The sequence below is a fragment of the Bradyrhizobium stylosanthis genome (assembly GCF_001641335.1).
GTDB classification, from domain to species: domain Bacteria; phylum Pseudomonadota; class Alphaproteobacteria; order Rhizobiales; family Xanthobacteraceae; genus Bradyrhizobium; species Bradyrhizobium stylosanthis.
The window spans coordinates 347,591-369,680 of record NZ_LVEM01000005.1 but is presented as its reverse complement, the minus strand read 5'-3'; the positions used below and the strand labels follow the sequence as shown (position 1 = coordinate 369,680).

At 65.5% G+C, this 22,090-nt stretch carries 19 protein-coding genes; 12 read left to right on the top strand and 7 right to left on the bottom strand.

The window, feature by feature from the left end:
* Positions 1-160: 160 nt before the first annotated feature.
* From A7X65_RS32995 to A7X65_RS32980, 4 genes are all read left to right on the top strand, one after another.
* Entirely contained in the window at positions 161-580 is a 420-nt protein-coding gene (locus A7X65_RS32995) for an HIT domain-containing protein (RefSeq protein ID WP_063693187.1), read from the top strand.
* A gap of 13 nt (positions 581-593) precedes the next feature.
* Positions 594-1,532 carry an NAD(+) diphosphatase gene (gene nudC / locus A7X65_RS32990; protein WP_063693185.1) on the top strand — a complete coding sequence of 313 codons (939 nt, stop codon included), beginning with the start codon at positions 594-596 and terminating at the stop codon, positions 1,530-1,532.
* 6 nt (positions 1,533-1,538) lie between these two features.
* Entirely contained in the window at positions 1,539-2,462 is a 924-nt protein-coding gene (locus tag A7X65_RS32985; RefSeq protein WP_063693183.1) for a sugar kinase, read from the top strand.
* Between the two features lie 97 nt (positions 2,463-2,559).
* Positions 2,560-3,069: an Lrp/AsnC family transcriptional regulator gene (locus tag A7X65_RS32980; RefSeq protein WP_063693182.1), complete on the top strand. Its 510-nt coding sequence runs from the start codon at positions 2,560-2,562 to the stop codon at positions 3,067-3,069.
* 184 nt (positions 3,070-3,253) lie between these two features.
* Here the strand turns inward: A7X65_RS32980 and A7X65_RS32975 are convergent, their stop codons facing one another.
* The 4 genes from A7X65_RS32975 to A7X65_RS32960 all read right to left on the bottom strand — a co-directional run bounded on the left by A7X65_RS32975 (position 3,254) and on the right by A7X65_RS32960 (position 9,515).
* On the bottom strand, positions 3,254-4,753 hold the full coding sequence (locus A7X65_RS32975) for a phosphomannomutase/phosphoglucomutase (RefSeq protein WP_063693180.1): 1,500 nt from the start codon (positions 4,751-4,753) through the stop codon (positions 3,254-3,256).
* Positions 4,754-4,958: 205 nt separating this feature from the next.
* Positions 4,959-5,471, bottom strand: a complete 513-nt coding sequence (locus A7X65_RS32970; RefSeq protein ID WP_063693178.1) for a TIGR02281 family clan AA aspartic protease — start codon at positions 5,469-5,471, stop codon at positions 4,959-4,961.
* 127 nt (positions 5,472-5,598) lie between these two features.
* Entirely contained in the window at positions 5,599-8,073 is a 2,475-nt protein-coding gene (gene hrpB / locus A7X65_RS32965) for an ATP-dependent helicase HrpB (protein WP_063693176.1), read from the bottom strand.
* 131 nt (positions 8,074-8,204) lie between these two features.
* The gene (locus A7X65_RS32960) at positions 8,205-9,515 is read right to left on the bottom strand and encodes a UDP-glucose dehydrogenase family protein (RefSeq protein WP_063693175.1); all 1,311 of its coding nucleotides are present in this window, start codon (positions 9,513-9,515) and stop codon (positions 8,205-8,207) included.
* 194 nt (positions 9,516-9,709) lie between these two features.
* Between A7X65_RS32960 and A7X65_RS32955 the strand changes: the two genes are divergently transcribed.
* The 3 genes from A7X65_RS32955 (at position 9,710) to A7X65_RS32945 (ending at position 14,969) form a co-directional block, all read left to right on the top strand.
* On the top strand, positions 9,710-10,777 hold the full coding sequence (locus A7X65_RS32955) for an acyltransferase family protein (RefSeq protein WP_063693173.1): 1,068 nt from the start codon (positions 9,710-9,712) through the stop codon (positions 10,775-10,777).
* A 219-nt stretch (positions 10,778-10,996) separates the two neighbouring features.
* Positions 10,997-14,077, top strand: coding sequence for a DNA polymerase I (polA, locus tag A7X65_RS32950; RefSeq protein ID WP_063693171.1), 3,081 nt, complete (start codon positions 10,997-10,999; stop codon positions 14,075-14,077).
* A 256-nt stretch (positions 14,078-14,333) separates the two neighbouring features.
* Positions 14,334-14,969 carry a LysE family translocator gene (locus A7X65_RS32945; protein WP_063693169.1) on the top strand — a complete coding sequence of 212 codons (636 nt, stop codon included), beginning with the start codon at positions 14,334-14,336 and terminating at the stop codon, positions 14,967-14,969.
* A 166-nt stretch (positions 14,970-15,135) separates the two neighbouring features.
* Here A7X65_RS32945 and A7X65_RS32940 read toward each other — a convergent pair whose 3' ends face one another.
* Complete coding sequence (locus A7X65_RS32940; protein ID WP_063693166.1) at positions 15,136-15,762, bottom strand: glutathione S-transferase family protein; 627 nt, start codon at positions 15,760-15,762, stop codon at positions 15,136-15,138.
* 204 nt (positions 15,763-15,966) lie between these two features.
* Here A7X65_RS32940 and pyrE point away from each other — a divergent pair, with 204 nt between their 5' ends.
* Together pyrE and A7X65_RS32930 are read left to right on the top strand one after the other, a co-directional pair.
* A complete protein-coding gene (gene pyrE / locus A7X65_RS32935) occupies positions 15,967-16,530 on the top strand; it encodes an orotate phosphoribosyltransferase (protein ID WP_063693164.1) in 564 nt (187 codons plus the stop codon).
* Between the two features lie 246 nt (positions 16,531-16,776).
* Positions 16,777-17,553 carry a DUF2865 domain-containing protein gene (locus A7X65_RS32930; RefSeq protein WP_063693162.1) on the top strand — a complete coding sequence of 259 codons (777 nt, stop codon included), beginning with the start codon at positions 16,777-16,779 and terminating at the stop codon, positions 17,551-17,553.
* Between the two features lie 127 nt (positions 17,554-17,680).
* On the opposite strand, the gene A7X65_RS32925 is transcribed toward A7X65_RS32930, so the two are convergent.
* Positions 17,681-18,112, bottom strand: a complete 432-nt coding sequence (locus A7X65_RS32925; protein WP_063693159.1) for a hypothetical protein — start codon at positions 18,110-18,112, stop codon at positions 17,681-17,683.
* Positions 18,113-18,317: 205 nt separating this feature from the next.
* Here A7X65_RS32925 and A7X65_RS32920 point away from each other — a divergent pair, with 205 nt between their 5' ends.
* Positions 18,318-18,608 (top strand): GIY-YIG nuclease family protein, encoded by a 291-nt coding sequence (locus A7X65_RS32920; protein ID WP_063693157.1) that lies wholly within the window; start codon positions 18,318-18,320, stop codon positions 18,606-18,608.
* Between the two features lie 72 nt (positions 18,609-18,680).
* Here the strand turns inward: A7X65_RS32920 and A7X65_RS32915 are convergent, their stop codons facing one another.
* Complete coding sequence (locus tag A7X65_RS32915) at positions 18,681-18,911, bottom strand: hypothetical protein (RefSeq protein WP_063693155.1); 231 nt, start codon at positions 18,909-18,911, stop codon at positions 18,681-18,683.
* A gap of 220 nt (positions 18,912-19,131) precedes the next feature.
* On the opposite strand from A7X65_RS32915, the gene A7X65_RS32910 reads away from it, so the two are divergent.
* Together A7X65_RS32910 and A7X65_RS32905 are read left to right on the top strand one after the other, a co-directional pair.
* On the top strand, positions 19,132-21,648 hold the full coding sequence (locus tag A7X65_RS32910; protein ID WP_063693153.1) for a glycogen/starch/alpha-glucan phosphorylase: 2,517 nt from the start codon (positions 19,132-19,134) through the stop codon (positions 21,646-21,648).
* A 97-nt stretch (positions 21,649-21,745) separates the two neighbouring features.
* Entirely contained in the window at positions 21,746-22,087 is a 342-nt protein-coding gene (locus A7X65_RS32905) for a hypothetical protein (RefSeq protein WP_063693152.1), read from the top strand.
* The last annotated feature ends 3 nt before the right edge of the window (positions 22,088-22,090 follow it).

Genomic DNA, 22,090 nt, shown 5'->3' with positions numbered 1-22,090 from the left:
TCGCGGTATGGGTCCCGGCCCCCCGCGCGCAATTGCGCGCTAGGCCGGGACGACGGCGGAGCATGCCGCCCCCGCGGTCCGCATCCTTCCCCTCAGGGAATCCCTATCGTATGGTCCGGCCCAACAAGCCCGTTCCTGATCGGGCCGTCCGGAAACGCATATGTCTGATCCCGCCTGGTCGCTGCACTCCCGCCTGAAAGAGGACACCATCGACATCGGCGATCTGCCGCTGTCCAAGGTGCTGGTCATCAAGGACGCGCATTATCCCTGGCTGCTGCTGGTGCCGCGGCGGGCGGATGCGGTCGAGATCATCGATCTCGACGAGGTGCAGCAGGCGCAGCTGATGACCGAGATCTCCCGCGTCTCGCGCGCGCTGAAGGAGATCACCAAATGCGACAAGCTCAATGTCGCTGCGCTCGGCAACCTCGTGCCGCAGCTGCACGTCCACATCATCGCGCGGCGCACCGGTGACGCGGCCTGGCCGCGGCCGGTCTGGGGCGTGATGCCGCCTCTGGCACACGATGCCGCGGAGGTTCAGAATTTCATCAGCGCGCTTCGCCGAAAAATCTGGTTGGGTTGAAAGAATAGCAAAAATGTCACCATTCGACGCATTTCCGCTGGGGCAGCCGGCGTTCGTCACCAACGTCCTCGACCGCGCCGCGCATCTGCGCCGCGACGACGAAAAGCTGTTCGCGATGGAGCAGAAGCCCTCCTCGCGCGCCTATGTCGTCTACCGCGACTCGCTGCTGGTGAAGCGCGAGGGCGACAAGGTGCGCGCACTGCTCTCGATCGACGAAGCAACGAAGTGCGGCGCCAATCCCGGCACGATCTTCCTGGGCCTGCGCGACGGCGCCGCGGTGTTCGGCATGGGCATGCCGCAGGCCGCAGCCGAAAAGCTGATCGGCCGCGAGGACTATACCGTCACCGAGCTGCGCGGCATGGCGATGCAGGGCGCGGTCCATCCCGACGAGCTCTCCGCGATCGCGATGGCGAAGTCGATGGTCGGCTGGCACCAGCGCCACGGCTATTGCGCCAATTGCGGCACCCGCAGCGCCATGAAGGAAGGCGGCTGGAAGCGCGAGTGCCCTGCTTGCAAGGCTGAGCATTTCCCGCGCACCGACCCGGTCGTGATCATGCACGTCGCCTCCGGCGACAAGTGCCTGCTCGGCCGTCAGAAGCACTTCCCGCCCGGCATGTATTCCTGCCTCGCCGGCTTCGTCGAGGCCGCCGAAACCATCGAGGACGCGGCGCGCCGTGAGATCCTCGAGGAATCCGGCATCCGCTGCACCGACGTGCAGTATTACATGACCCAGCCCTGGCCCTATCCGTCGTCGCTGATGATCGGCTGCAGCGCGCGGGCCGTGAGCGAGGACATCGTCGTCGATCACTCCGAGCTGGAAGACGCGCGCTGGTTCTCGCGCGATGAGGCGTCGAAGATGCTGACGCGGACGCATCCGGACGGGCTCGCCGGTCCGCACCCCTTCGCCATCGCCCATCATCTGCTCGGCCGCTGGGTGCACGACAAGAGCTGACCGCCGATGGCGCTACCTGAGACCGCGCCGCGCATCCTCTGCATCGGCATTCCCGTGCGCGATCTCACCTTCCGGGTCGAGGCCGTGCCCGCGCGCGGCAGCAAGGCGAACGCCACGCATCTCGCCGAGATCTGCGGCGGCAACGCGCTCAACGCCGCCATCGCAATGGCGCGGCTTGGCGGACGTGTCGCGTTCGCAGGTCCGATGGGCGATGCGCGGGAGGCCTCGAGCGGCTTCATTCTCGAGCGGATGGCCACCGAGGGCATCGACACCACGCATATCGTGCGCATGCGGGACGCGACCACGCCCGTCTCTGCGATCACCATCGACGCAACGGGCGAACGGACGCTGACCATTTATCGCGATCCCGCGCTCTGGACCGTGCAGCTGCCCGACGCCGACGCGCTGCTCGCCGATTGCCAGGCGGTTCTGATCGAGAGCCGCTGCGGTGCCTTCTGCATCGATCTCTGCACCGAGGCGCGCCGGCGCGGCATTCCCGTCGTCGTCGGCGTCGATCGCGCGATGTCGTTGCAGGACGAACTGCTCACCGCCGCCTCGCACCTGCTGTTCGCCAGCGAACAGGTGCAGGAGACCGCCGGCATCGCCGAGGATGGCGCGGCGCTGAAGCGCCTCGCCGCCCTCACTCCCGCCTTCCTCGCCGCCACCCGCGGCCCGCAAGGCACGATCTGGCTGAACGACGCCGGCGCGCTGGAGGAGACGGCGGCCTTTCCGGTCCAGGCGGTCGATACGCTCGGCGCCGGCGATGTCTTCCACGGCGCCTTCACGCTCCGCCTCGCCGAGGGCGAGGGGGTGCGGGAGGCGCTGCGATTCGCCGCGGCCGCCGCAGCGCTGAAATGCACTCGCCATGGCGGCGGCTTGGCTGCGCCTCAACGCATTGAAGTTGAAGGACTTTTACGAAGAACGCCCTAGAGGAATTCCATTGACACGCCGAGATTATGGGCTTGCTGTGGAAAGATTTTCTCTATATCAGGGAAATCAGCCCCTGAATTGGAACAAAGTTCTTCAAATGACTGATGTCGCCGTCCAGATCCCCGAGACCAGCCGCCGCCTCGACGCCATCGACCGCAAGATTCTGATGGTACTCCAGGAAGATGCCTCCCTCTCCGTCGCCGAGATCGGCGACCGCGTCGGGCTGTCCTCGACCCCGTGCTGGAAGCGTATCCAGCGCCTGGAGGCCGATGGCGTGATCCTGAAGCGGGTCGCCCTGGTCGACCAGAACAAGATCGGGCTCGGCATCTCCGTGTTCGTCTCTGTGGAAAGCTCCGACCATTCCGACGCCTGGCTCAAGAAATTCGCCGAAGCCGTCAGCGCCATGCCCGAGGTGATGGAGTTCTACCGCATGGCCGGCGACGTCGATTACATGCTGCGCGTCGTGGTCGCGGACATGCAGGCCTATGACATCTTCTACAAGAAGCTGATCAGCGCCGTGCCGCTGAAGAACGTCACCTCGCGCTTCGCGATGGAGAAGATCAAGTCGGTGACCGCGCTGCCGATCCCGGCGGTGGTGGCGGCTTAGACTTTACGCTGCCTCATTGGTCGTCGTCATGGCCGGGCATAGCCGTCCGAAGGACGGCGTCGCTTCCGCTCGCCTATGTCCCGGCCATCCACGCCGATCGGCACAGAGAGAAGAACGTGGATGCCCGGCACAAGGCCGGGCATGACGGTGGAAGTTGTGACTCGAGGCGTTCTCGCCTCTCACCTCAAATCGTCTGATTGTACTCGCCGACCTCGGGATGCGTGCGCAGCACGCTGTTCACCATCTCGAACATGTCGTGCATGCGCTGCTCGGAGACCGGGCTCTCGACCACGACCACGAGCTCGGGCTTGTTGGAGGAGGCGCGCACCAGACCCCAGCTCCCGTCTTCCACCGTGACGCGCACGCCGTTGACGGTGACGAGGTCGCGGATCGACTGGCCGCCGATCTTGGCGCCCTTGGCCTGCAGGCCCTCGAAGTGCTTCACCACCTTGTCGATGACGCCGTATTTGGTCTCGTCGGCGCAATGCGGCGACATGGTCGGCGACGACCAGGTCTTCGGCAGCGCGTCCTTCAGATCGGCCATCGACTTGCCAGGCGCGCGATCGAGCATGTCGCAGATCGCGATCGCGGAGACGAGGCCGTCATCATAGCCGCGGCCATAGGGCTTGTTGAAGAAGAAGTGGCCGGACTTCTCGAAGCCGGCGAGCGCGCCGGTCTCGTTGGTGCGGCGCTTCATGTAGGAATGGCCGGTCTTCCAGTAAGCGGTCTTCGCGCCCTGCTTCTGCAGCACGGGATCGGTGATGAAGAGGCCGGTCGACTTCACGTCGACGATGAAATGCGCGTCCTTGTGGATCGCCGACATGTCGCGCGCCAGCATCACGCCGACCTTGTCGGCGAAGATCTCCTCACCGGTGTTGTCGACGACGCCGCAGCGGTCGCCGTCACCGTCGAAGCCGAGGCCGACATCGGCCTTGTGATGCAGCACCGCATCGCGGATCGCGTGCAGCATCTCCATGTCTTCCGGATTCGGGTTGTATTTCGGGAAGGTGTGATCGAGCTCGGTATCGAGCGGGATCACCTCGCAGCCGATCGCTTCCAGCACCTGCGGTGCAAACGCGCCGGCGGTGCCGTTGCCGCAGGCCGCGACAACCTTGAGCTTGCGCTTGAGCTTCGGACGATTGGTGAGGTCGGCGATATAGCGTGCCGGATAGTTCTCGTGAAACTGGTAGGCGCCGCCGGCCTTGTTCTTGAACTCGGCGTTGAGGACGATCTCCTTCAGCCGCGTCATCTCGTCGGGGCCGAAGGTCAGCGGGCGGTTGGCGCCCATCTTCACGCCGGTCCAGCCATTGTCGTTGTGCGAGGCCGTGACCATGGCGACGCAGGGCACGTCGAGGTCGAACTGCGCGAAATAGGCCATCGGCGTCACGGCGAGACCGATGTCATGCACCTTGCAGCCCGCCGCCATCAGGCCGGAGATCAGCGCGTATTTGATCGAGGCCGAATAGCCGCGGAAATCGTGGCCGGTGACGATCTCCTGCTTGACGCCGAGCTCCGCGATCAGCGCGCCCAGCCCCATGCCGAGCGCCTGCACACCCATCAGGTTGATCTCCTTCTGGAACAACCAGCGCGCGTCGTATTCGCGGAAACCGGTGGGCTTCACCATCGGCTCGGATTCGAAGGCATAGGTGTTGGGCAGCAAGACGGATTTCGGCTTGGGAAACATTGAGACGGTCTCGTGAAAGGGCAGGAATTGATGCAGCCATAGCGAATGCCGGGCCGCAGCGGAAGGCAGGAATGAAGGCTTATGGCCGATAATTGCGGCAGTTTGGTAACGGCCGACAGCAGCCTGCGCGAGAGTTTCGCCCGCGGTCCAACACAATTCGTGCGAATGACCGTTCGCCGGCCCGATCAGCAGCTATCGAAGCGGCTTACTGCTCCAGCACCATCTGGCCGTTGGCGTATTCGAAGCGCTTCAGGCGGGACAGGAAGGAGAGACCGAGCAGGTTTTCCGACAGCGCCTCGTCGGGCAGCACCATGGCATCGACGTCGCGCACGATGAGGCCGCCGACATCGAGCATGGCGATGCGGGTGCGGGCGGCCTTGATGGTGCCGTTGGCGGTGGAGACGGTGGCGTTGTATTCGCTGCGCGAGGGACGGAGGCCAAAACGGGCGGCCGATTTTTCGTTCAGCGCGACGACGGAGGCACCTGTGTCGATCATGAAGCCGATGCGCTGGCCGTCGATCCGGCCTTCGGTCTGGAAGTGCCCGCGGCCGTCGCGGGAGATCGCGAGGCTGCGGCTCCCGGCCGGCGCCGTGGTTGCCATCGCGACCGTCGTGCGCGGAGCCGACGTCGCGGACGCCGAGCTCATCCTGTCCGCCATCTGCGCCATGAATGTGCCGAGGCCGATCATGATGGCCGCGAAGATCATAATGTTACGCATCACACCACTTCCGAGCCGGAAAGCCCGATTTCACCACGCAACCCCTCTACCCGCGAGCAACGCCGCGGCCAGAACTTCGCCATTTTGGCGAAAAGGATGAGCGGACGGTTAATGCCGGATTACAAAGTCACGTCCCGCGCGGCTTCGCCCGCCGGGTCGGCAGCGCGCTCGCGGGGTCGTCGGGCCAGGGATGGCGCGGGTAGCGGCCGCGCAGGTCCGAGCGGACCGCCGCATAACTGCCGCGCCAGAAGCCGGGCAGGTCCCGTGTGACCTGCACCGGGCGCTGCGCCGGCGACAACAATTCCAGCACCAGCGGCACCTTGCCGGCGGCGATCGACGGATGGGTGTTGAGGCCGAACAATTCCTGCAGCCGTACCGCAATCGTCGGCCCCTGCTCGGCCTCGTAGTCGATCGCGAGCACGCTTCCCGTCGGCGCCTCGAAATGCGTCGGCGCCTCGCGGTCGAGCCGCGCCCGCATGTCCCACGGCAACAGCGCCATCAGCGCGTCGGAGAGATCGCCGGGCGAGATGTCCTTCAGCGCGATCTTGTCGTAGAGCGCCGGCACAAGCCAATCGTCGCGCCGCGCGATCAGCCCGTCGTTCGTGAGATCAGGCCAGCTGTCGCCCTCGGCCTTGCGCAGGAATATGACGCGGTCGCGCCACTGCTTGGCGGCTTTCGACCACGGCAGCCGGTCGAGGCCTGCCGCAATCAGGCCGTCTGCGAAAATGCGCGCGGTGTCCTCCGAAGGCGACACGGCAAGCGTCGCCTCCGACAGCGTGATCGCATGAAGTACGCGCTTGCGCCGTGCGCGCAGCGCCATCGCGCCGCGATCGAACGTGATCTCGTCGGCACTCTCGATATGCTCGGCGAAATGGCGTTCGATCTCGCCCTCGGTGATCTGCGCGGCGAGCAGGATGCGGCCGCTCGCCGCCGTTCCCGTCATCTCGCCGATCGCGATATAGGGTGCGCGGGCGAGCGAGGAGGTCTGCTCGACCGCGGCGCCGCGGCCGTTGGCCAGGACAAAACTGCCATTGCCGCGATTGCGCGCGACACGATCCGGAAAGGCGTAGGCCAGCATCAGGCCAGTGGAGAGATCGTCCTGCTGCCCCGCCTTCTCCGAGGCCGCCACCTGCGAGGCCCAGCGCCGCGCCAGATCGCGCGCGCTCGCGGCACGCGGCGAGCGATCTCGGCGGAACTGGTCGCGGCGATGCTCGAGATCGACGCTGTCGCCGCCAAGCCCGCGCTCGGTGATGATGGCCGCGATCTCGGCGGCGGCTTCGCCCTCGCCGGCGCGATGCGAATCCACGATCATGCGCGCCAGCCGCGGCGGCAGCGCCAGCGCGCGCAGGCTCTTGCCTTCCGCGGTGATGCGGCCGTCGCCATCGAGCGCGTTGAGCTCGGACAGCAGGCTTTTGGCTTCCTTCCAGGCGGGTGCGGGCGGCGGATCGAGAAACGACAGCGCGCCGGGATCGGCAACGCCCCATTGCGCGAGATCGAGCACGAGCGAGGACAGGTCGGCGCTGAGGATTTCCGGTTGGGTGTAGGGCGCGAGCGAAGCTGTCTGCGGCTCGTCCCAGAGCCGGTAGCAGACCCCGGGCTCGGTACGGCCGGCACGGCCGCGGCGCTGGTCCACCGCCGCGCGTGCGGCGCGCACGGTCTCGAGCCGCGTCAGGCCGATGTCGGGCTCATAGCGCGGCACGCGGGCCAAACCGGAATCGACCACGATGCGCACGCCCTCGATGGTGAGCGAGGTCTCCGCGATCGAGGTCGCCAGCACGACCTTGCGCATGCCCTTGGGTGCGGGAGAAATGGCGCGGTCCTGCACGGCGGCATCGAGCGCGCCGAACAGCGGCACGATCTCGATCGAGGCATCCTGCACGCGCTCGCTGAGGAAATTCTGGGTGCGGCGGATCTCCGCGGCGCCCGGCAGGAACGCCAGCACCGAGCCGCTGTCGGCGCGCAGCGCGGACGCGATGGCATCCGCCATCTGCCGCTCGATCGGCGCATCGGCCTTGCGGCCGAGATAGCGCGTCTCGACCGGAAAAGCGCGGCCCTCGCTCTCGACCACAGGCGCATCGCCCAGCAGTTTTGCCACGCGCGCGCCGTCGAGCGTCGCCGACATCACGAGGATGCGCAGGTCCTCGCGCAGGCCCGTTTGTGCGTCGCGCGCCAGCGCGAGGCCCATGTCGGCGTCGAGCGAGCGCTCGTGGAATTCGTCGAACAGGATAGCGGCAACGCCCGACATTTCGGGGTCGTCGAGGATCTGGCGGGTGAAGATGCCTTCGGTGACCACCTCGATACGCGTCGCCCGCGAGATTTTCGAGCCGAAGCGGACGCGATAACCGACGGTCTCGCCGGCACGCTCGCCGAGCGATTTGGCCATGCGGTCGGCGCTGGCGCGCGCGGCGATACGGCGCGGCTCCAGCACGATGATCTTTTTGCCTTTCGCCCAAGGCGCATCGAGCAGCGCCAGCGGGACGCGCGTGGTCTTGCCGGCGCCCGGAGGCGCCACCAGCACGGCCGCGTTATGCACCTCCAGCGTGCGCGAGAGGTCGTCGAGCACGGCATCGATCGGGAGGGGCGTGTCGAAGGTGCGGGGCAAGGAATCATCCGGTCGTCATGCCCGGGCTTGTCCCGGACATCCACGTTCTTTCACCTGCGAGTGAACAAGACGTGGATAGCCGGGACAAGCCCGGCCATGACGGAATTATGCGCTGTGGCGAATTATCAGCCCTACGCCGACGGACGGCCGACGCTCTCATAGGTGAAGCCGGCGGCGCGCATGTCTTCGGGGCTGTAGATGTTGCGGAGGTCGACGACGACGGGCTGTGCCATGACGCTCTTCAGCCGGTCGAGATCGAGACCGCGGAACTGCACCCATTCGGTGACGACGACCAGCGCGTCGGCTCCTTGCGCACAGGAATAGGCATCCTCGCAATAGTTGATGTTGGGCAGCTCACCCTTGGCCTGCTCCATGCCGACGGGGTCGAAGGCCTTCACCTTCGCGCCCATGTCGATGAGGCCGGTGACGAGCGGGATCGACGGCGCATCACGCATGTCGTCGGTGTCGGGCTTGAAGGTGAGGCCGAGCACCGCGATGGTCTTGCCGCGCAAGGAGCCGCCGAGCGCCTGGCCGACCTTCCGCGCCATCGCGCGCTTGCGGTTCTCGTTGACCGCCAGCACGGATTCGACGATGCGCAAACTCACGTCGTAATCCTGCGCGATCTTGATCAGCGCCTTGGTGTCCTTCGGGAAGCACGAGCCGCCGAAGCCGGGGCCGGCATGCAGGAACTTGGTGCCGATGCGATTGTCGAGGCCAATGCCGCGCGCGACCTCCTGCACATTGGCGCCGACCTTCTCGGAGAGATCGGCGATCTCGTTGATGAAGGTGATCTTGGTCGCGAGGAACGCGTTCGCGGCGTATTTGATCATCTCGGCGGTGCGGCGCGCGGTGAACATCAGCGGCGCCTGGTTCAGCGACAGCGGGCGATAGATGTCGCCCATCACCTTGCGGCCGCGCTCGTCGGAGGTGCCGACCACGACGCGATCCGGAAACTTGAAGTCGCGGATCGCCGCGCCTTCGCGCAGGAACTCGGGGTTGGAGGCAACGACGACGTCGGCCTTCGGATTGGTCTCGCGAATGATGCGCTCGACCTCGTCGCCGGTGCCGACGGGCACGGTCGACTTCGTCACGACGACGGTGAAGCCGGACAGCGACTGCGCGATCTCTTTCGCGGCGGCGTAGACGTAGGACAGGTCGGCATGACCGTCGCCGCGGCGCGACGGCGTGCCGACCGCGATGAACACGGCGTCAGCGTCGGCGACCGGCTTGGAGAGGTCGGTGGTGAAGTCGAGCCGCTTGGCCTTCACGTTGGTTGCGACCAGCTCGTCGAGGCCGGGCTCGTAGATCGGGATCTCGCCACGGTGAAGGGCTGCGATCTTCCTCTCGTCCTTGTCGACGCAGGTGACGTCGTGACCGAAATCCGCAAAGCAGGCTCCGGACACCAGTCCCACATAGCCCGTTCCGATCATCGCGATTCGCATGAAAAACCCTGTTCCTGCTTGGTTAACGAAACCCCAACGCGGGGCGGTTTAGCATTTTCCCGGTGGAAGGGAACCGTCTGCGACGTAAAAACCGGCACGCGAATTGAACCGGTAAAGAAGTCGGAAACCGGGGCGCTGCAAACTGCCCCGCGCCCATACAGGGCCGGGCGGAACACGCCTCGAAAAGGGACACCATGGCTGCATCAGGCACAATCGCCGCAAACGGGCTTCCCAGGGCCTCCGCTGCCGCGCGTGTCGACTGGGTCGACTACGCCAAGGGCATCTGCATCGTCATGGTGGTGATGATGCATTCGGTGCTGGGGGTCGAGCTCGCCGCCGGCAAGACCGGTTTCATGCATGTCGCCGTGGCCTTCGCAAAGCCGTTCCGGATGCCGGATTTCTTCCTGATTTCGGGCCTGTTCCTGCCGCTCGTGATCGACCGCGACTGGCGCACCTATCTCGACCGCAAGGTGATGCATTTCGCCTATTTCTATGTCGTCTGGGTGACAATCCAGTTCGGCTTCAAGGCGCCGGCCTTCGCGGCCGAGTCGAGCTGGCGCGAGGTGGGCCTGCTGTATCTCGAATCCTTCATCGAGCCGTTCGGCACGCTCTGGTTCATCTACCTGCTGCCGGTGTTCTTCGTCGTCACAAAACTGACACGCAAATTTCCGCCGCTCGCGATCTGGCTCATCGCCGCCGCGCTGGAGACGGCGCGCATCTCGACGGGGTGGACCGCGATCGACGAATTCTGCTCGCGCTTCGTCTATTTCTACTCGGGCTATCTGTTCGCGCCTTACGTGTTCGCGCTGTCGGATCGCGCGCGCAATCATCCGGCGTGGGCGCTTGCGGCGCTCGCGGCCTGGGCACTGGTCAATGCCGGCCTCGTTTCAATTGGCGCCAGCGAATGGAAGACCGTGTCGCTCGCGCTCGGCTTCGCCGGCGCCTGTGCCATCATCACGATGGGCACGCTGCTGGCGCGCGCGCAATGGCTCAACTTCTTCCGCTTCTGCGGCGAGCATTCGATCGTGATCTATCTCGCCTTCTTCCTGCCGATGGCCGCGACGCGCACGCTGCTGCTGCGCACCGGCATCATCCCCGATATCGGCACGGTGTCGCTGATCGTCACCATCGCCGGCGTGCTCGGCGCGCTTGCGATCTGGAAGGTTGCCTTGCTGTTCAACGCGCGCTTCCTCTTCGAGCGGCCGGACGCGTTCTGGATCGCGCCGAAGAAGGCAGGGCCGGTGCTGCAGGCGGCGGAGTAGCGGAGCGACGCATTCTCCACGCCGTCGTCCCGGCGAAGGCCGGGACCCATACTCCGAAAACTTAGTTATAGCGGTCGATGGTAACTCCGAATCTTCGCCAAACTACGCCCTGTGGTTATGGGTCCCGGCCTTCGCCGGGACGACGAGAGATGTGGGAATCCCGCCAAAAATCCCCCTCCAAAGGCTGTCAAACCCCGCAAAAATTCATACATTGCGGCCATGCCCAAGACATCCCCGAAGACCACCGCCAAAGCTGACACCAAGGCCGCGCCAAAGGCTGCCGCCGAGAAAATGCCCGCTGCTGCGACAGCTGCTGCCAAACCGGTCGCGGCGAAGGCGGCCGGCAAGGGTGACCATATCTTCCTGGTGGACGGTTCCGGCTACATCTTCCGCGCCTATCACGCGCTGCCGCCGCTGAACCGCAAGTCCGACGGCCTGCAGGTCAACGCGGTGCTCGGCTTCTGCAACATGCTGTGGAAGCTGCTGCGCGACATGCCGGAGGACAATCGGCCGACGCATCTGGCGATCGTGTTCGACAAGTCGGAGGTCACCTTCCGCAACAAGATCTATCCCGAGTACAAGGCACACCGGCCGCCGGCCCCGGACGATCTGATCCCGCAATTCGCGCTGATCCGCGAAGCGGTGCGCGCCTTCGACCTGCCCTGCCTGGAGCAAGTCGGCTTCGAGGCCGACGATCTCATCGCGACCTATGCGCGGCAGGCTTCCGCGCGCGGCGCCACCACGACCATCGTGTCCTCCGACAAGGATCTGATGCAGCTCGTGAACGACAAGATCATGATGTACGACACCATGAAGGATCGCCGCATCGGCATCCCCGAGGTGATCGAGAAGTTCGGCGTGCCGCCGGAGAAGGTGGTGGAAGTGCAGGCGCTCGCCGGCGATTCCACCGACAACGTGCCCGGCGTGCCCGGCATCGGCATCAAGACCGCGGCGCAGTTGATCACCGAATATGGCGACCTCGAACAGCTCCTGTTCCGCGCCACCGAGATCAAGCAGCCGAAGCGGCGTGAGGCCCTGCTCGAAAACGCCGAGAAGGCGCGCATCTCGCGGCAGCTCGTGCTGCTCGACGACAAGGTCGCGCTGGACGTGCCGCTGGACGATCTCGCCGTCCAGGAGCCGGACGCGCGCAAGCTAATCGCGTTCCTGAAGGCGATGGAATTCACCACGCTGACCCGGCGTGTCGCCGACTATGCGCAGGTCGATCCCTCCAATGTGGACGCCGATCCCGGCTATGCCAGCGGCGCCAGCGTGTTCTCGCCGCTGCCGCCCTCGGACGTCACGCCCGCGCCGGGAACAGGCACCGCGCCACAGGCCCGCGCGGGCGCGCCCAACAAATCGGCCAACAAGGAAGACAAGGCCGCGAGCCCGAAGGGCGCGCCGGTCTCGCTCGCTGCGGCGCGCGAGGAGGCGCTGCGCAAGCTGCCGGTCGATCGGGCCAAATATCAGGCGATCAAGTCGCTGAAGGAGCTGAACGCCTTCATCGCGCGCATCCATGACACCGGCCATGTCGCGATCGAGATCAAGGCGAACAGCATCGACCCGATGCAGGCCGATCTCTGCGGCATCGCGCTGGCGCTGGCGCCGAACGAGGCCTGCTATGTGCCGCTGGCGCACAAGCAGTCCGGCGGCGATGGCGGCCTGTTCGACGCGGGCCTTGCGCCCGACCAGGTCAAGCATGCCGACGCCATCGAAGCGCTGCGGCCGGTGCTGGAATCGGCGGGCATCCTCAAGATCGGCTTCGACGTCAAGTTCACCGCCGTGATGCTGGCACAGCACGGCATCACCCTGCGCAACATCGACGATGCGCTGCTGATCTCCTACGTGCTCGACGCCGGCCGCGGCTCGCACGCGCTGGAATCGCTGTCCGAGCGCTGGTTCGGCCACGCCATGCTGAAGGAGAGCGAGCTGCTCGGCAGCGGCAAGAACAAGATCACGTTCGACCAGGTGCCGATCGAGAAGGCCGCACCGCTGTCGGCCGAAGGCGCCGACATGACCGTGCGCGTCTGGCGCGTGCTGAAGCCGCGCCTCGTCGGCGAGCACATGACGACCGTCTACGAGACGCTGGAGCGGCCACTGGTCTCCGTGCTCGCGCGCATGGAGCGGCGCGGCATCTCGATCGACCGCCAGGTGCTGTCGCGCCTGTCAGGCGACTTCGCCCAGACCGCCGCGCGCGTCGCGGCCGAGATCCAGGAGATCGCGGGCGAGCCCGTCAATGTCGGCAGCCCCAAGCAGATCGGCGACATCCTGTTCGGCAAGATGGGCCTCTCAGGCGGTACCAAGACCAAGACCGGTGCGTGGTCCACCACCGCGCAGGTGCTGGACGATCTCGCCGAGCAGGGCCACGACTTCCCGAAGAAGATCCTGGAGTGGCGGCAGGTCTCGAAGCTGAAATCGACCTACACCGACGCGCTGCCGACCTACGTCAACCCGCAGACGCACCGCGTGCATACGACCTACGCGCTGGCCGCGACCACGACGGGCCGGCTGTCGTCGAACGAGCCGAACTTGCAGAACATCCCGGTGCGTACCGAGGACGGCCGCAAGATCCGCCGCGCCTTCATCGCGACGAAGGGGCACAAGCTGGTCTCCGCCGACTATTCGCAGATCGAGCTGCGGCTGCTGGCGGAAATCGCCGACATCCCCGTGCTGAAGCAGGCGTTCCGCGACGGGCTCGACATTCACGCGATGACCGCCTCCGAAATGTTCGGCGTGCCGATCAAGGGCATGCCGAGCGAGATCCGCCGCCGCGCGAAAGCGATCAATTTCGGCATCATCTACGGCATCTCCGCGTTCGGCCTCGCCAACCAGCTCGGCATCGCGCGCGAGGAGGCCTCCGCCTACATCAAGAAATATTTCGAGCGCTTCCCCGGCATCCGCGCCTACATGGACGAGACGCGCGATTTCTGCCGCAGCCACGGCTATGTTACCACGCTGTTCGGCCGCAAGTGCCACTACCCCGACATCAAGGCCTCGAACGCCTCGGTGCGCGCCTTCAACGAGCGCGCCGCGATCAACGCGCGGCTGCAAGGCACCGCAGCCGACATCATCCGCCGCGCCATGACGCGGGTGGAGGACGCGCTCGCCGAGAAGAAGCTCTCGGCGCAGATGCTGCTGCAGGTGCATGACGAACTGATCTTCGAGGTGCCCGACGCCGAGGTCGAGGCGACGCTCCCCGTCGTGCAGCGCGTGATGCAGGACGCGCCGTTCCCGGCCGTGCTGCTCTCGGTGCCGCTGCACGTGGATGCGCGCGCAGCGAACAATTGGGACGAGGCGCACTGACCTTTCTTACCTCTCCCCGCCTGCGGGGAGAGGTCGGAATTCGCGCGTAGCGCGGATTCCGGGTGAGGGGGTACAGGTCTCACAACGATCTCACCCGGGGAGAGAGGCCCCTCACCCCAACCCTCTCCCCGTAAGAACGGGGCGAGGGAGTACAGCGAGTACGCGGCGACAACCCAATTGTCCTCCGAGCAATTGCGCGATGGCACCGCGATCCCGCGCAGACTAGAACCGTGCCATCTCCCGCAACGGTTCAGCCATGCCCCACACCACCGCCCTGCTCGGCTTCGCGCTCGTCTGCCTCGGTCTCGTGCTCACGCCCGGGCCGAACATGATCTACCTGATCTCGCGCTCGATCACGCAGGGCCCGGCGGCGGGCATCGTGTCGCTCGGCGGCGTGGCGCTCGGCTTCGTGTTCTACATGCTGTGCGCGGCGTTCGGCATCACGGCGCTGCTGCTCGCGATTCCCTTTGCCTATGACGCGCTGCGCTTTGCCGGCGCCGGCTACATGCTCTGGCTCGCCTGGCAGGCGGTGAAGCCGGGCGGGCGCTCGCCGTTCGAGGTGAAGAAGCTCGCGATCGACAGCCCACGCAAATTGTTCGCGATGGGCCTCGTCACCAATCTGCTCAACCCGAAGATCGCGATGCTGTATCTGGCGCTGCTGCCGCAGTTCATCGATCCCGCCGCCGGCAGCATGCTGACGCAGTCGGTGGTGCTGGGCGCGATCCAGATCGCGATCAGCGTCAGCGTCAATGCGATCATCGCGCTCGCCGCCGGATCGATTGCGCTGTTCCTGGCGAGCCGGCCGAGCTGGATGCTGGTGCAGCGCTGGCTCATGGGCACGGTGCTGGCCGGGCTCGCGGTGCGGATGGCGGTCGAAGCGAAGAAGGTGTGAGCGGACGCCGCGAACCACAGTCCGCCCGTGTCCCGGACGCGCTGCAGCGTAGAGCCGGGACCCAGAAAGCCCAGAACGAGAATCGGAGAGGCATAGGCCCCGGCTCTGCAGTGCACCGCTTACGCGCTGCACTGCGTCCGGGGCACGAGGTGCGACAGCCGAGCGACTAATCCAGCTTGGCGTCCATGCCGCGCTTCACGGCCGGGCGCGCCATCAGCGCCTCGTACCAGCGCTTGACGTTGGGGAAGTCGGCCAGATCAACCTTGTGGCGAGGGTGACGCCAGGCCCAGCCCAGGATGGCGAAATCGGCGACCGAGAGCTCGCCGGCGACGAAGTCACGGTCTGCCAGGCGGCGGTCCAGCACGCCGTAGAGCCGGCGGGTCTCGGCCATGTAGCGCTTCAGGCCATAGGCGCGGTCCTGCTCGTTCTCGAGTGCGATGAAATGATGCACCTGACCGGGCATCGGGCCGAAGCCGCCCATCTGCCACATCAGCCATTCATAGACCGGGATGCGGGCGGAAAGCGATTTCGGCAGGAATTTGCCGGTCTTTTCGCCGAGATAGAGCAGGATCGCCCCGGACTCGAAGATGCTGACGGGCTTGCCGTCGGGACCCTCGGGGTCGACGATCGCGGGAATCTTGTTGTTGGGCGACAGCTTGAGGAACCCCGGCGCCATCTGCTCGCCCTTGGTAATGTTCACCGGAATGACCTTGTAGGGCAGCCCCATTTCCTCCAGCGCGACCGAAATCTTGCGGCCGTTGGGCGTATTCCAGGTGTGGAGCTCGATGGTCATAGGGCTGTTCCTTCCCGCATTGTCTGGCATCCCACTAGCCCAGGACCTTGCGGTGTTACAACCGGCGGTCGGGCATGGTGGCTGTCCGGCCGCCGCGGGCGATGCCCTGTTGACGGTGGTCTTGCGGGGCCCACCCCCTCTGGAATGTCGCCGCCGTCGCGGATAAATTCCGCCACCTTCAAGAAAGCTGTTCGAGGGACCGCCGTGTCGAAATCCGCTTCCCGCGCCCGCCTGTTCGAGATCATCCGCCGGCGCTCATTCGGCCGGGGCGAGGTGACGCTCGCGTCGGGCCGCAAGAGCGATTTCTACTTCAACCTCAAGCCGACCATGCTCGACCCCGAGGGCGCGACGCTGTTGGCCGAGCTGACCTACGAGGCGCTGAAGGACGACCAGCTCGATTTCATCGGCGGGCTCGAGATGGGCGCGGTGCCGCTCGCCGGCGCGCTGGCGCAGATCTCCTGGATCAAGGGCCATCCGATCGCGGCCTTCTTCGTGCGCAAGAAGCCGAAGGAGCATGGCGCCAAGCTCGCAATAGAGGGCCTGCCCAGGGGCGAGACGCTGGCGGGCAAGCGCGTCGTGATCGTCGAGGACGTCACCACGACCGGCGGCTCGGCGATGAAGGCGGTGGAATCCGTGCGCGAGACCGGCGCCGATGTGGTGCTGGTGCTGACCATGGTCGACCGCGAGGAAGGCGCCACCGACACGTTCGGCGCGGCCGGCCTGCCGTTCCGCTCGCTGTACAAGGCATCGGAATTTCTGAAAGCGTAGCGGCACGAAACCTCGTGCCGCTGTTCCCGGGCGTTGCCCGGAAGCCACCATCCGTCGGAAGCTGTGCCCGGCCTTAAAGAGGTCACCGGCCCGACTTGAAACCGCCTCCGCGCAACTGCTCATTTACCATCGCGGCTTATGGTGAATCATGTGCTGAGACCTCAAGGTCCCGGCCCGGTTCAGTAGCGTTGGGTGGAGTGAGCCTTGCGTAACATCGTGTCCCATGCGCGCCGGCGGCGTCGCGCGATGCTTGTGGCCGCCACCCTTGCAGCTCCGCTGCTTGCGGCTCCGGCCCCGGTCTCGGCCGAAGGCCTGTTCGACTTCCTGTTCGGCGGCACGCAGCAGCAGCGCCCGCAGCGCGAGGTGCCGCAGGCGAACTCCTACGCCGATCCCTTCACCGGCCAGCAGAATGCCGCTACCCCGCAATATGTGCCGCCGACACGTTCGGCCGCGGCCGGCGGCTCTGGCCCGGCGTTCTGCGTGCGCACCTGCGACGGCAAGTATTTTCCGCTGATGCGCGGCCTCGTGTCGCCGGCGCAGATGTGTCAGGCGTTCTGTCCCGCCAGCGCGACCAAGGTCTATTTCGGCTCCTCGATCGACGGCGCCTATGCGCAGACCGGCGAGCGTTACGCCGACAGCGAGAACGCGTTCGCCTATCGCAAGGCGCTGCGATCGGACTGCACCTGCAACGGCCGCGAGCCGGTCGGCCTCGCCCCGGTCGATCTGGCGCTGGATTCCTCGCTGAAGGCCGGCGATGTCATCGCGACCAGCGACGGCCTCGTCGCCTATACCGGCATCCGCGTCGGCAACGACCAGGCCGCCGACTTCACCCCGGTCGCCTCCTATCCCGGCCTCACCGCGCAGGTCCGCGCCCGCCTCGGCGAGATGAAGGTGGCGCCGGTGCGCGCGGAGACCGTATCGGCGGATGCGCCGGCGCAGACCGAGATCGTGCGCGAGCCGCTGCCCGATGTGACCGTGCCGAAGGCGGCGGCCAAGCCGGCGAAGCGGGCGGGGCTGGATTAGTCATCCTCATGGTGAGGAGCCGCGCCCCTGCGCGGCGTCTCGAACCATGCAGGTCCGGCTGCTGCAGTTCGGCCTTCATCCTTCGAGACGCGCGCAAGCGCGCTCCTCAGGATGAGGAGCGAGACCGTCACCGCCCGATGATCACCCCGATCACGTTCGGCGCCGCCAGATATTTCTCCTCGATGGCCGCACGCGCCGCGGCGCGGTTTTCCGCCGTCAGCAGGCCGCGCTTCTCGGCCAGGATCATCCAGCAGAAACCCCACCAGTCGGTGAGCATGCCCGCCTCGTCCACGAGGTCATAACCCTGCTCGGCCGCGAAGATGCGCGCATGCGCTTCGTCCAGCGTATCGAGAAACAGATGATCCTCGACGGCGAACAGATCGTCGCTGATATCGTCGATGGTGTAGCCCCAGATCGACTGGCACACCGCGTTGAATTCGCGGTCGAACTGGTCGTCATCGATCCGCTGCCGCCGCGCCGCCTGGTGCAGACGCGACAGCGAGCGCGCGAAATCGGCGATCCGGGTGAGGGCGAACTGGTCGAAGGCAATGGTGGACATGTAGTCCTCGCGACATCGGGCAAACGCTAGATATTGTGTCGGCAACGCGCCGAATCACAATGATATATCAAAGACTTGCTAAAGTGTTCTTAATTTGTTCCGATGCCGAGGAGATGCTAAAGAATTGGTTGTTGAAGCCGTCGTCCTGGCGAAAGCCAGGACCCATTAGCCCGGTCAGCGTTGCTTTTGCGAGCGTGAGCCACCGATGAGCACAGGCAGCTACTACGTCTATATCCTCGCGAGCCGGCATCACGGGACGATCTATATCGGCGTCACCAACGACATCCGTGCGAGACTTGAGCTGCACCGTTCGGGCCGCGGCTCGGAGTTCGTGCGGAAGTACGGGGTCTTCCGCCTCGTTCACGTCGAGGCATTTGCGACACCGCAGGAGGCCATCGCGCGCGAGAAGCAGCTCAAGTTCTGGAAGCGCGACTGGAAGATCAAGCTGATCGAAGAGGAAAACCCTGACTGGAATGACCGGTCGGGCCTAATCTAGCCGTCGGGGTAATGGGTCCTGGCTTTCGCCAGGACGACGATGGGGTGAGAGTTTCGCTTTCTCCCACCCCCCTCAACTCGCCGCCGACACCAGCCTGTCCCCGCACGCATTCGCGAAAAACTTGCCGCCGCATTGGCGCTTGATCGCGGCGCAGCGCTGGGCGGGAGATGCGTTCTGGGGAAGGCTGAAGCCGCAGGTCAGGCCATCGGCGCTGCGGCCCTTGCCGGCGGCGAAGGCGGCGCTCGAGGTGGCGATGCAGATGACGAGAAGCGCCGCGGCAGCGATTTCGATCAGCAGTCTCATGGGCCCGTCCTCCACACTGATGGCTGAATCTTCGTCCAGTCTAGCACGAAACCTGCGTTACTCCGTGCCCTTCCGGGTTCCCAAACGGCCCATTCCTTGCATAAATTTACGCCAGCGCAGTGCACGGCCGCGCCAGCGATGGTTCCGGTGCAGCGGCAGGACGCTTAGGGTTACAAGACGCGTGGGTTGTGGTGTTCGTTTCGACCAGGAAGTGACGGCCTTGCAAGATCAATCGTTCCAGCCAAATTTTCCCGCTCCCGGCCAGCCCATCGATGAGCTCGCGCTGGCCGAGATCAAGGGCGCGATCCTGGCGAAGCTGCGCCTTGCCATCGGCAAGGACGCCGGCATGGCGACGAAGCACGACTGGTACCAGGCCGCCGCGCTCGCGCTGCGCGACCGTATCGTGCATCGCTGGCTCTCGGCCGAGAAGCGCAGCTACGATGCCGGACGCAAGCGCGTCTATTATCTCTCGCTCGAATTCCTGATCGGCCGTCTCTTCACCGACGCGCTGAACAACATGGGCCTGCTCAAGATCTTCGAGGTCGCACTCGGCGATCTCGGCGTCTCGCTGCCGGAGCTGCGCAAATGCGAGCCGGATGCGGCGCTCGGCAATGGCGGCCTCGGACGGCTTGCCGCCTGCTTCATGGAGAGCATGGCGACGCTGTCGATCCCCGCGATCGGCTACGGCATCCGCTACGATTACGGCCTGTTCCGCCAGATCATCAATCAAGGCTGGCAGCAGGAATATCCCGACGAATGGCTGAGCTTCGGCAATCCCTGGGAATTGCAGCGGCCGGAAGTGATCTACGACATCAATTTCGGCGGCGGCGTCGAGCATGTCGACGACAAGGGCCGCGACCGCGCGATCTGGCATCCGGCCGAGACCGTGCAGGCGATCGCCTATGACACGCCGATCGTCGGCTGGCGCGGCCAGCACGTCAACGCGCTGCGGCTGTGGTCGGCGCGCTCGCCCGATCCGCTCAAGCTCGATGCCTTCAACCGGGGCGACTACGTCAGCGCCAGCTCCGAGCAGGCGCGCGCGGAAGCGATCTGCAAATTCCTCTATCCGAACGACGAGAGCCCGGCGGGCCGCGAGCTGCGGCTGCGGCAGGAATATTTCTTCGTGTCGGCTTCGCTGCAGGACCTGGTCAAGCGGCATCTCGCCTCCGACGGCCAGCTGCGCAGCCTGTCGTCCAAGGTCGCGGTGCAGCTCAACGACACCCATCCGAGCCTTGCCGTCACCGAGCTGATGCGGATCCTCGTCGACCTGCACAATTTCCGCTGGGACGAGGCCTGGAAGATCACCGTCGCCACGCTGTCCTACACCAACCACACGCTGCTGCCCGAAGCGCTGGAGACCTGGCCCGTCGAATTGTTCGAGCGCCTCCTGCCGCGGCATCTCGAGATCATCTACCGCATCAACGTGCAGCATCTGGCGCTCGCCGAAGCGCGCGCCCCCGGCGACATCGACTTCCGCGCCTCGGTTTCGCTGATCGACGAGAAGAGCGGCCGCCGCGTGCGCATGGGCCAGCTCGCCTTCGTCGGCTCGCATCGTATCAACGGCGTCTCGGCGATGCATTCAGACCTGATGCGCGAGACCGTGTTCCACGACCTCAACCATCTCTACCCCGGGCGCATCACCAACAAGACCAACGGCATCACCTTCCGCCGCTGGCTGATGCTGGCGAACCCCAAGCTCACCGACCTGTTGCGCGAGACCTGCGGCGACGCCGTGCTCGACGACCCGACCCAGCTCTCGCTGATCGAGGCGCGCGCCAGCGACGTCGAATTCCAGAAAAAGTTCCGCAGCGTCAAGCTTCACAACAAGACCGCGCTGGCTCGCCTGATCGGCGAGCGGCTCGGCATCAAGGTCGACCCGACTGCGCTGTTCGACGTACAGATCAAGCGCATCCACGAATACAAGCGCCAGCTCCTCAACGTCATCGAGACCGTCGCGCTGTACCAGGCGATCAAGGACGACCCCAACGGCAATTGGGTGCCGCGGGTGAAGATCTTCGCCGGCAAGGCGGCGGCGAGCTACAAATACGCCAAGCTGATCATCAAGCTGATCAACGACGTCGCCGAGGTCGTCAACAACGATCCCGCGATCGGCGGCAAGCTGAAGGTCGCTTTCCTGCCCGACTACAATGTCAGCCTCGCGGAAGTGATCATCCCCGCGGCCGATTTGTCCGAGCAGATCTCCACCGCCGGCATGGAAGCCTCCGGCACCGGAAACATGAAGCTGGCGCTGAACGGCGCCATCACCATCGGCACGCTCGACGGCGCCAATATCGAGATCCGCGACCATGTCGGAGCTGAGAACATCGCGATCTTCGGCATGGAGGCCGGCGACGTGATGATCCGCCGCAAGCAGGGACTGGACGCTTCCGACATCATCCGCAACTCGCCGAAGCTGCAGCGCGCCATCAATGCGATCGGCACCGGCGAGTTTTCGCCCGGAGATCCCGGCCGCTTCGAATCCATCGCGCACGCGCTGCGCTATCTCGACCATTACATGGTCAGCGCCGACTTCGATTCCTATTACGAAGCCCAGCGCAGCGTCGATGCACGCTGGCAGGTCGCACCGGCCTGGACGCGCGCCTCCATCCTCAATGTCGCGCGCATGGCCTGGTTCTCCTCCGACCGCACCATCCGCGAATATGCCGAGGAGATCTGGAACGTCCCGGTCAACCCGACCACGCCGCTGCTGCCGAACCTGCGCGACGTCGCCGGCTGATTTTCCGCACCGTGAAATCGGCGTTACCTGCGAGGTCATTGATTTGGCAGGATAGGCGTCATATTACGGCGTCGGATTTTCCTGGCCGGAGTGGATCGTGCCTGTCGGCGAGTATGTCAGCCCGGATGGGCAGCTTCGATTGCTCGTCATTTGTCCCGACGGGGATTGGACGTTGGGGTTCGACGGTTTCCCCTGGCACACGCATGGCAGCATCCTCGCCAGCCTTTCCGGGAAGGACGAGGAGCCCGCCATCGCCGACTTCGTCGCGGATCTAACCAGCGGCAAGAGCGTCATCGCAATGAAGCTCATCAATGGCGCGGCGGCAGAGGTCTGGGTCACGGACGACCCGGCAGACGATCTTGCGGATTCGCAAAAATATGGTCCCGTTGACGAGACGATGGAGTTTCGCCGCTGGGACGGAAGCGCAGTAAGGGTCTGATGT

Coding starts and splice junctions, on each gene's coding strand:
- A7X65_RS32995 (WP_063693187.1), top strand. CDS start 161: ATGTCTGATCCCGCCTGGTCGCTGCACTCCCGCCTGAAAGAGGACACC.
- nudC (WP_063693185.1), top strand. CDS start 594: ATGTCACCATTCGACGCATTTCCGCTGGGGCAGCCGGCGTTCGTCACC.
- A7X65_RS32985 (WP_063693183.1), top strand. CDS start 1,539: ATGGCGCTACCTGAGACCGCGCCGCGCATCCTCTGCATCGGCATTCCC.
- A7X65_RS32980 (WP_063693182.1), top strand. CDS start 2,560: ATGACTGATGTCGCCGTCCAGATCCCCGAGACCAGCCGCCGCCTCGAC.
- A7X65_RS32975 (WP_063693180.1), bottom strand. CDS start 4,753: ATGTTTCCCAAGCCGAAATCCGTCTTGCTGCCCAACACCTATGCCTTC.
- A7X65_RS32970 (WP_063693178.1), bottom strand. CDS start 5,471: ATGCGTAACATTATGATCTTCGCGGCCATCATGATCGGCCTCGGCACA.
- A7X65_RS32960 (WP_063693175.1), bottom strand. CDS start 9,515: ATGCGAATCGCGATGATCGGAACGGGCTATGTGGGACTGGTGTCCGGA.
- A7X65_RS32955 (WP_063693173.1), top strand. CDS start 9,710: ATGGCTGCATCAGGCACAATCGCCGCAAACGGGCTTCCCAGGGCCTCC.
- polA (WP_063693171.1), top strand. CDS start 10,997: ATGCCCAAGACATCCCCGAAGACCACCGCCAAAGCTGACACCAAGGCC.
- A7X65_RS32945 (WP_063693169.1), top strand. CDS start 14,334: ATGCCCCACACCACCGCCCTGCTCGGCTTCGCGCTCGTCTGCCTCGGT.
- A7X65_RS32940 (WP_063693166.1), bottom strand. CDS start 15,762: ATGACCATCGAGCTCCACACCTGGAATACGCCCAACGGCCGCAAGATT.
- A7X65_RS32930 (WP_063693162.1), top strand. CDS start 16,777: ATGCTTGTGGCCGCCACCCTTGCAGCTCCGCTGCTTGCGGCTCCGGCC.
- A7X65_RS32925 (WP_063693159.1), bottom strand. CDS start 18,112: ATGTCCACCATTGCCTTCGACCAGTTCGCCCTCACCCGGATCGCCGAT.
- A7X65_RS32920 (WP_063693157.1), top strand. CDS start 18,318: ATGAGCACAGGCAGCTACTACGTCTATATCCTCGCGAGCCGGCATCAC.
- A7X65_RS32915 (WP_063693155.1), bottom strand. CDS start 18,911: ATGAGACTGCTGATCGAAATCGCTGCCGCGGCGCTTCTCGTCATCTGC.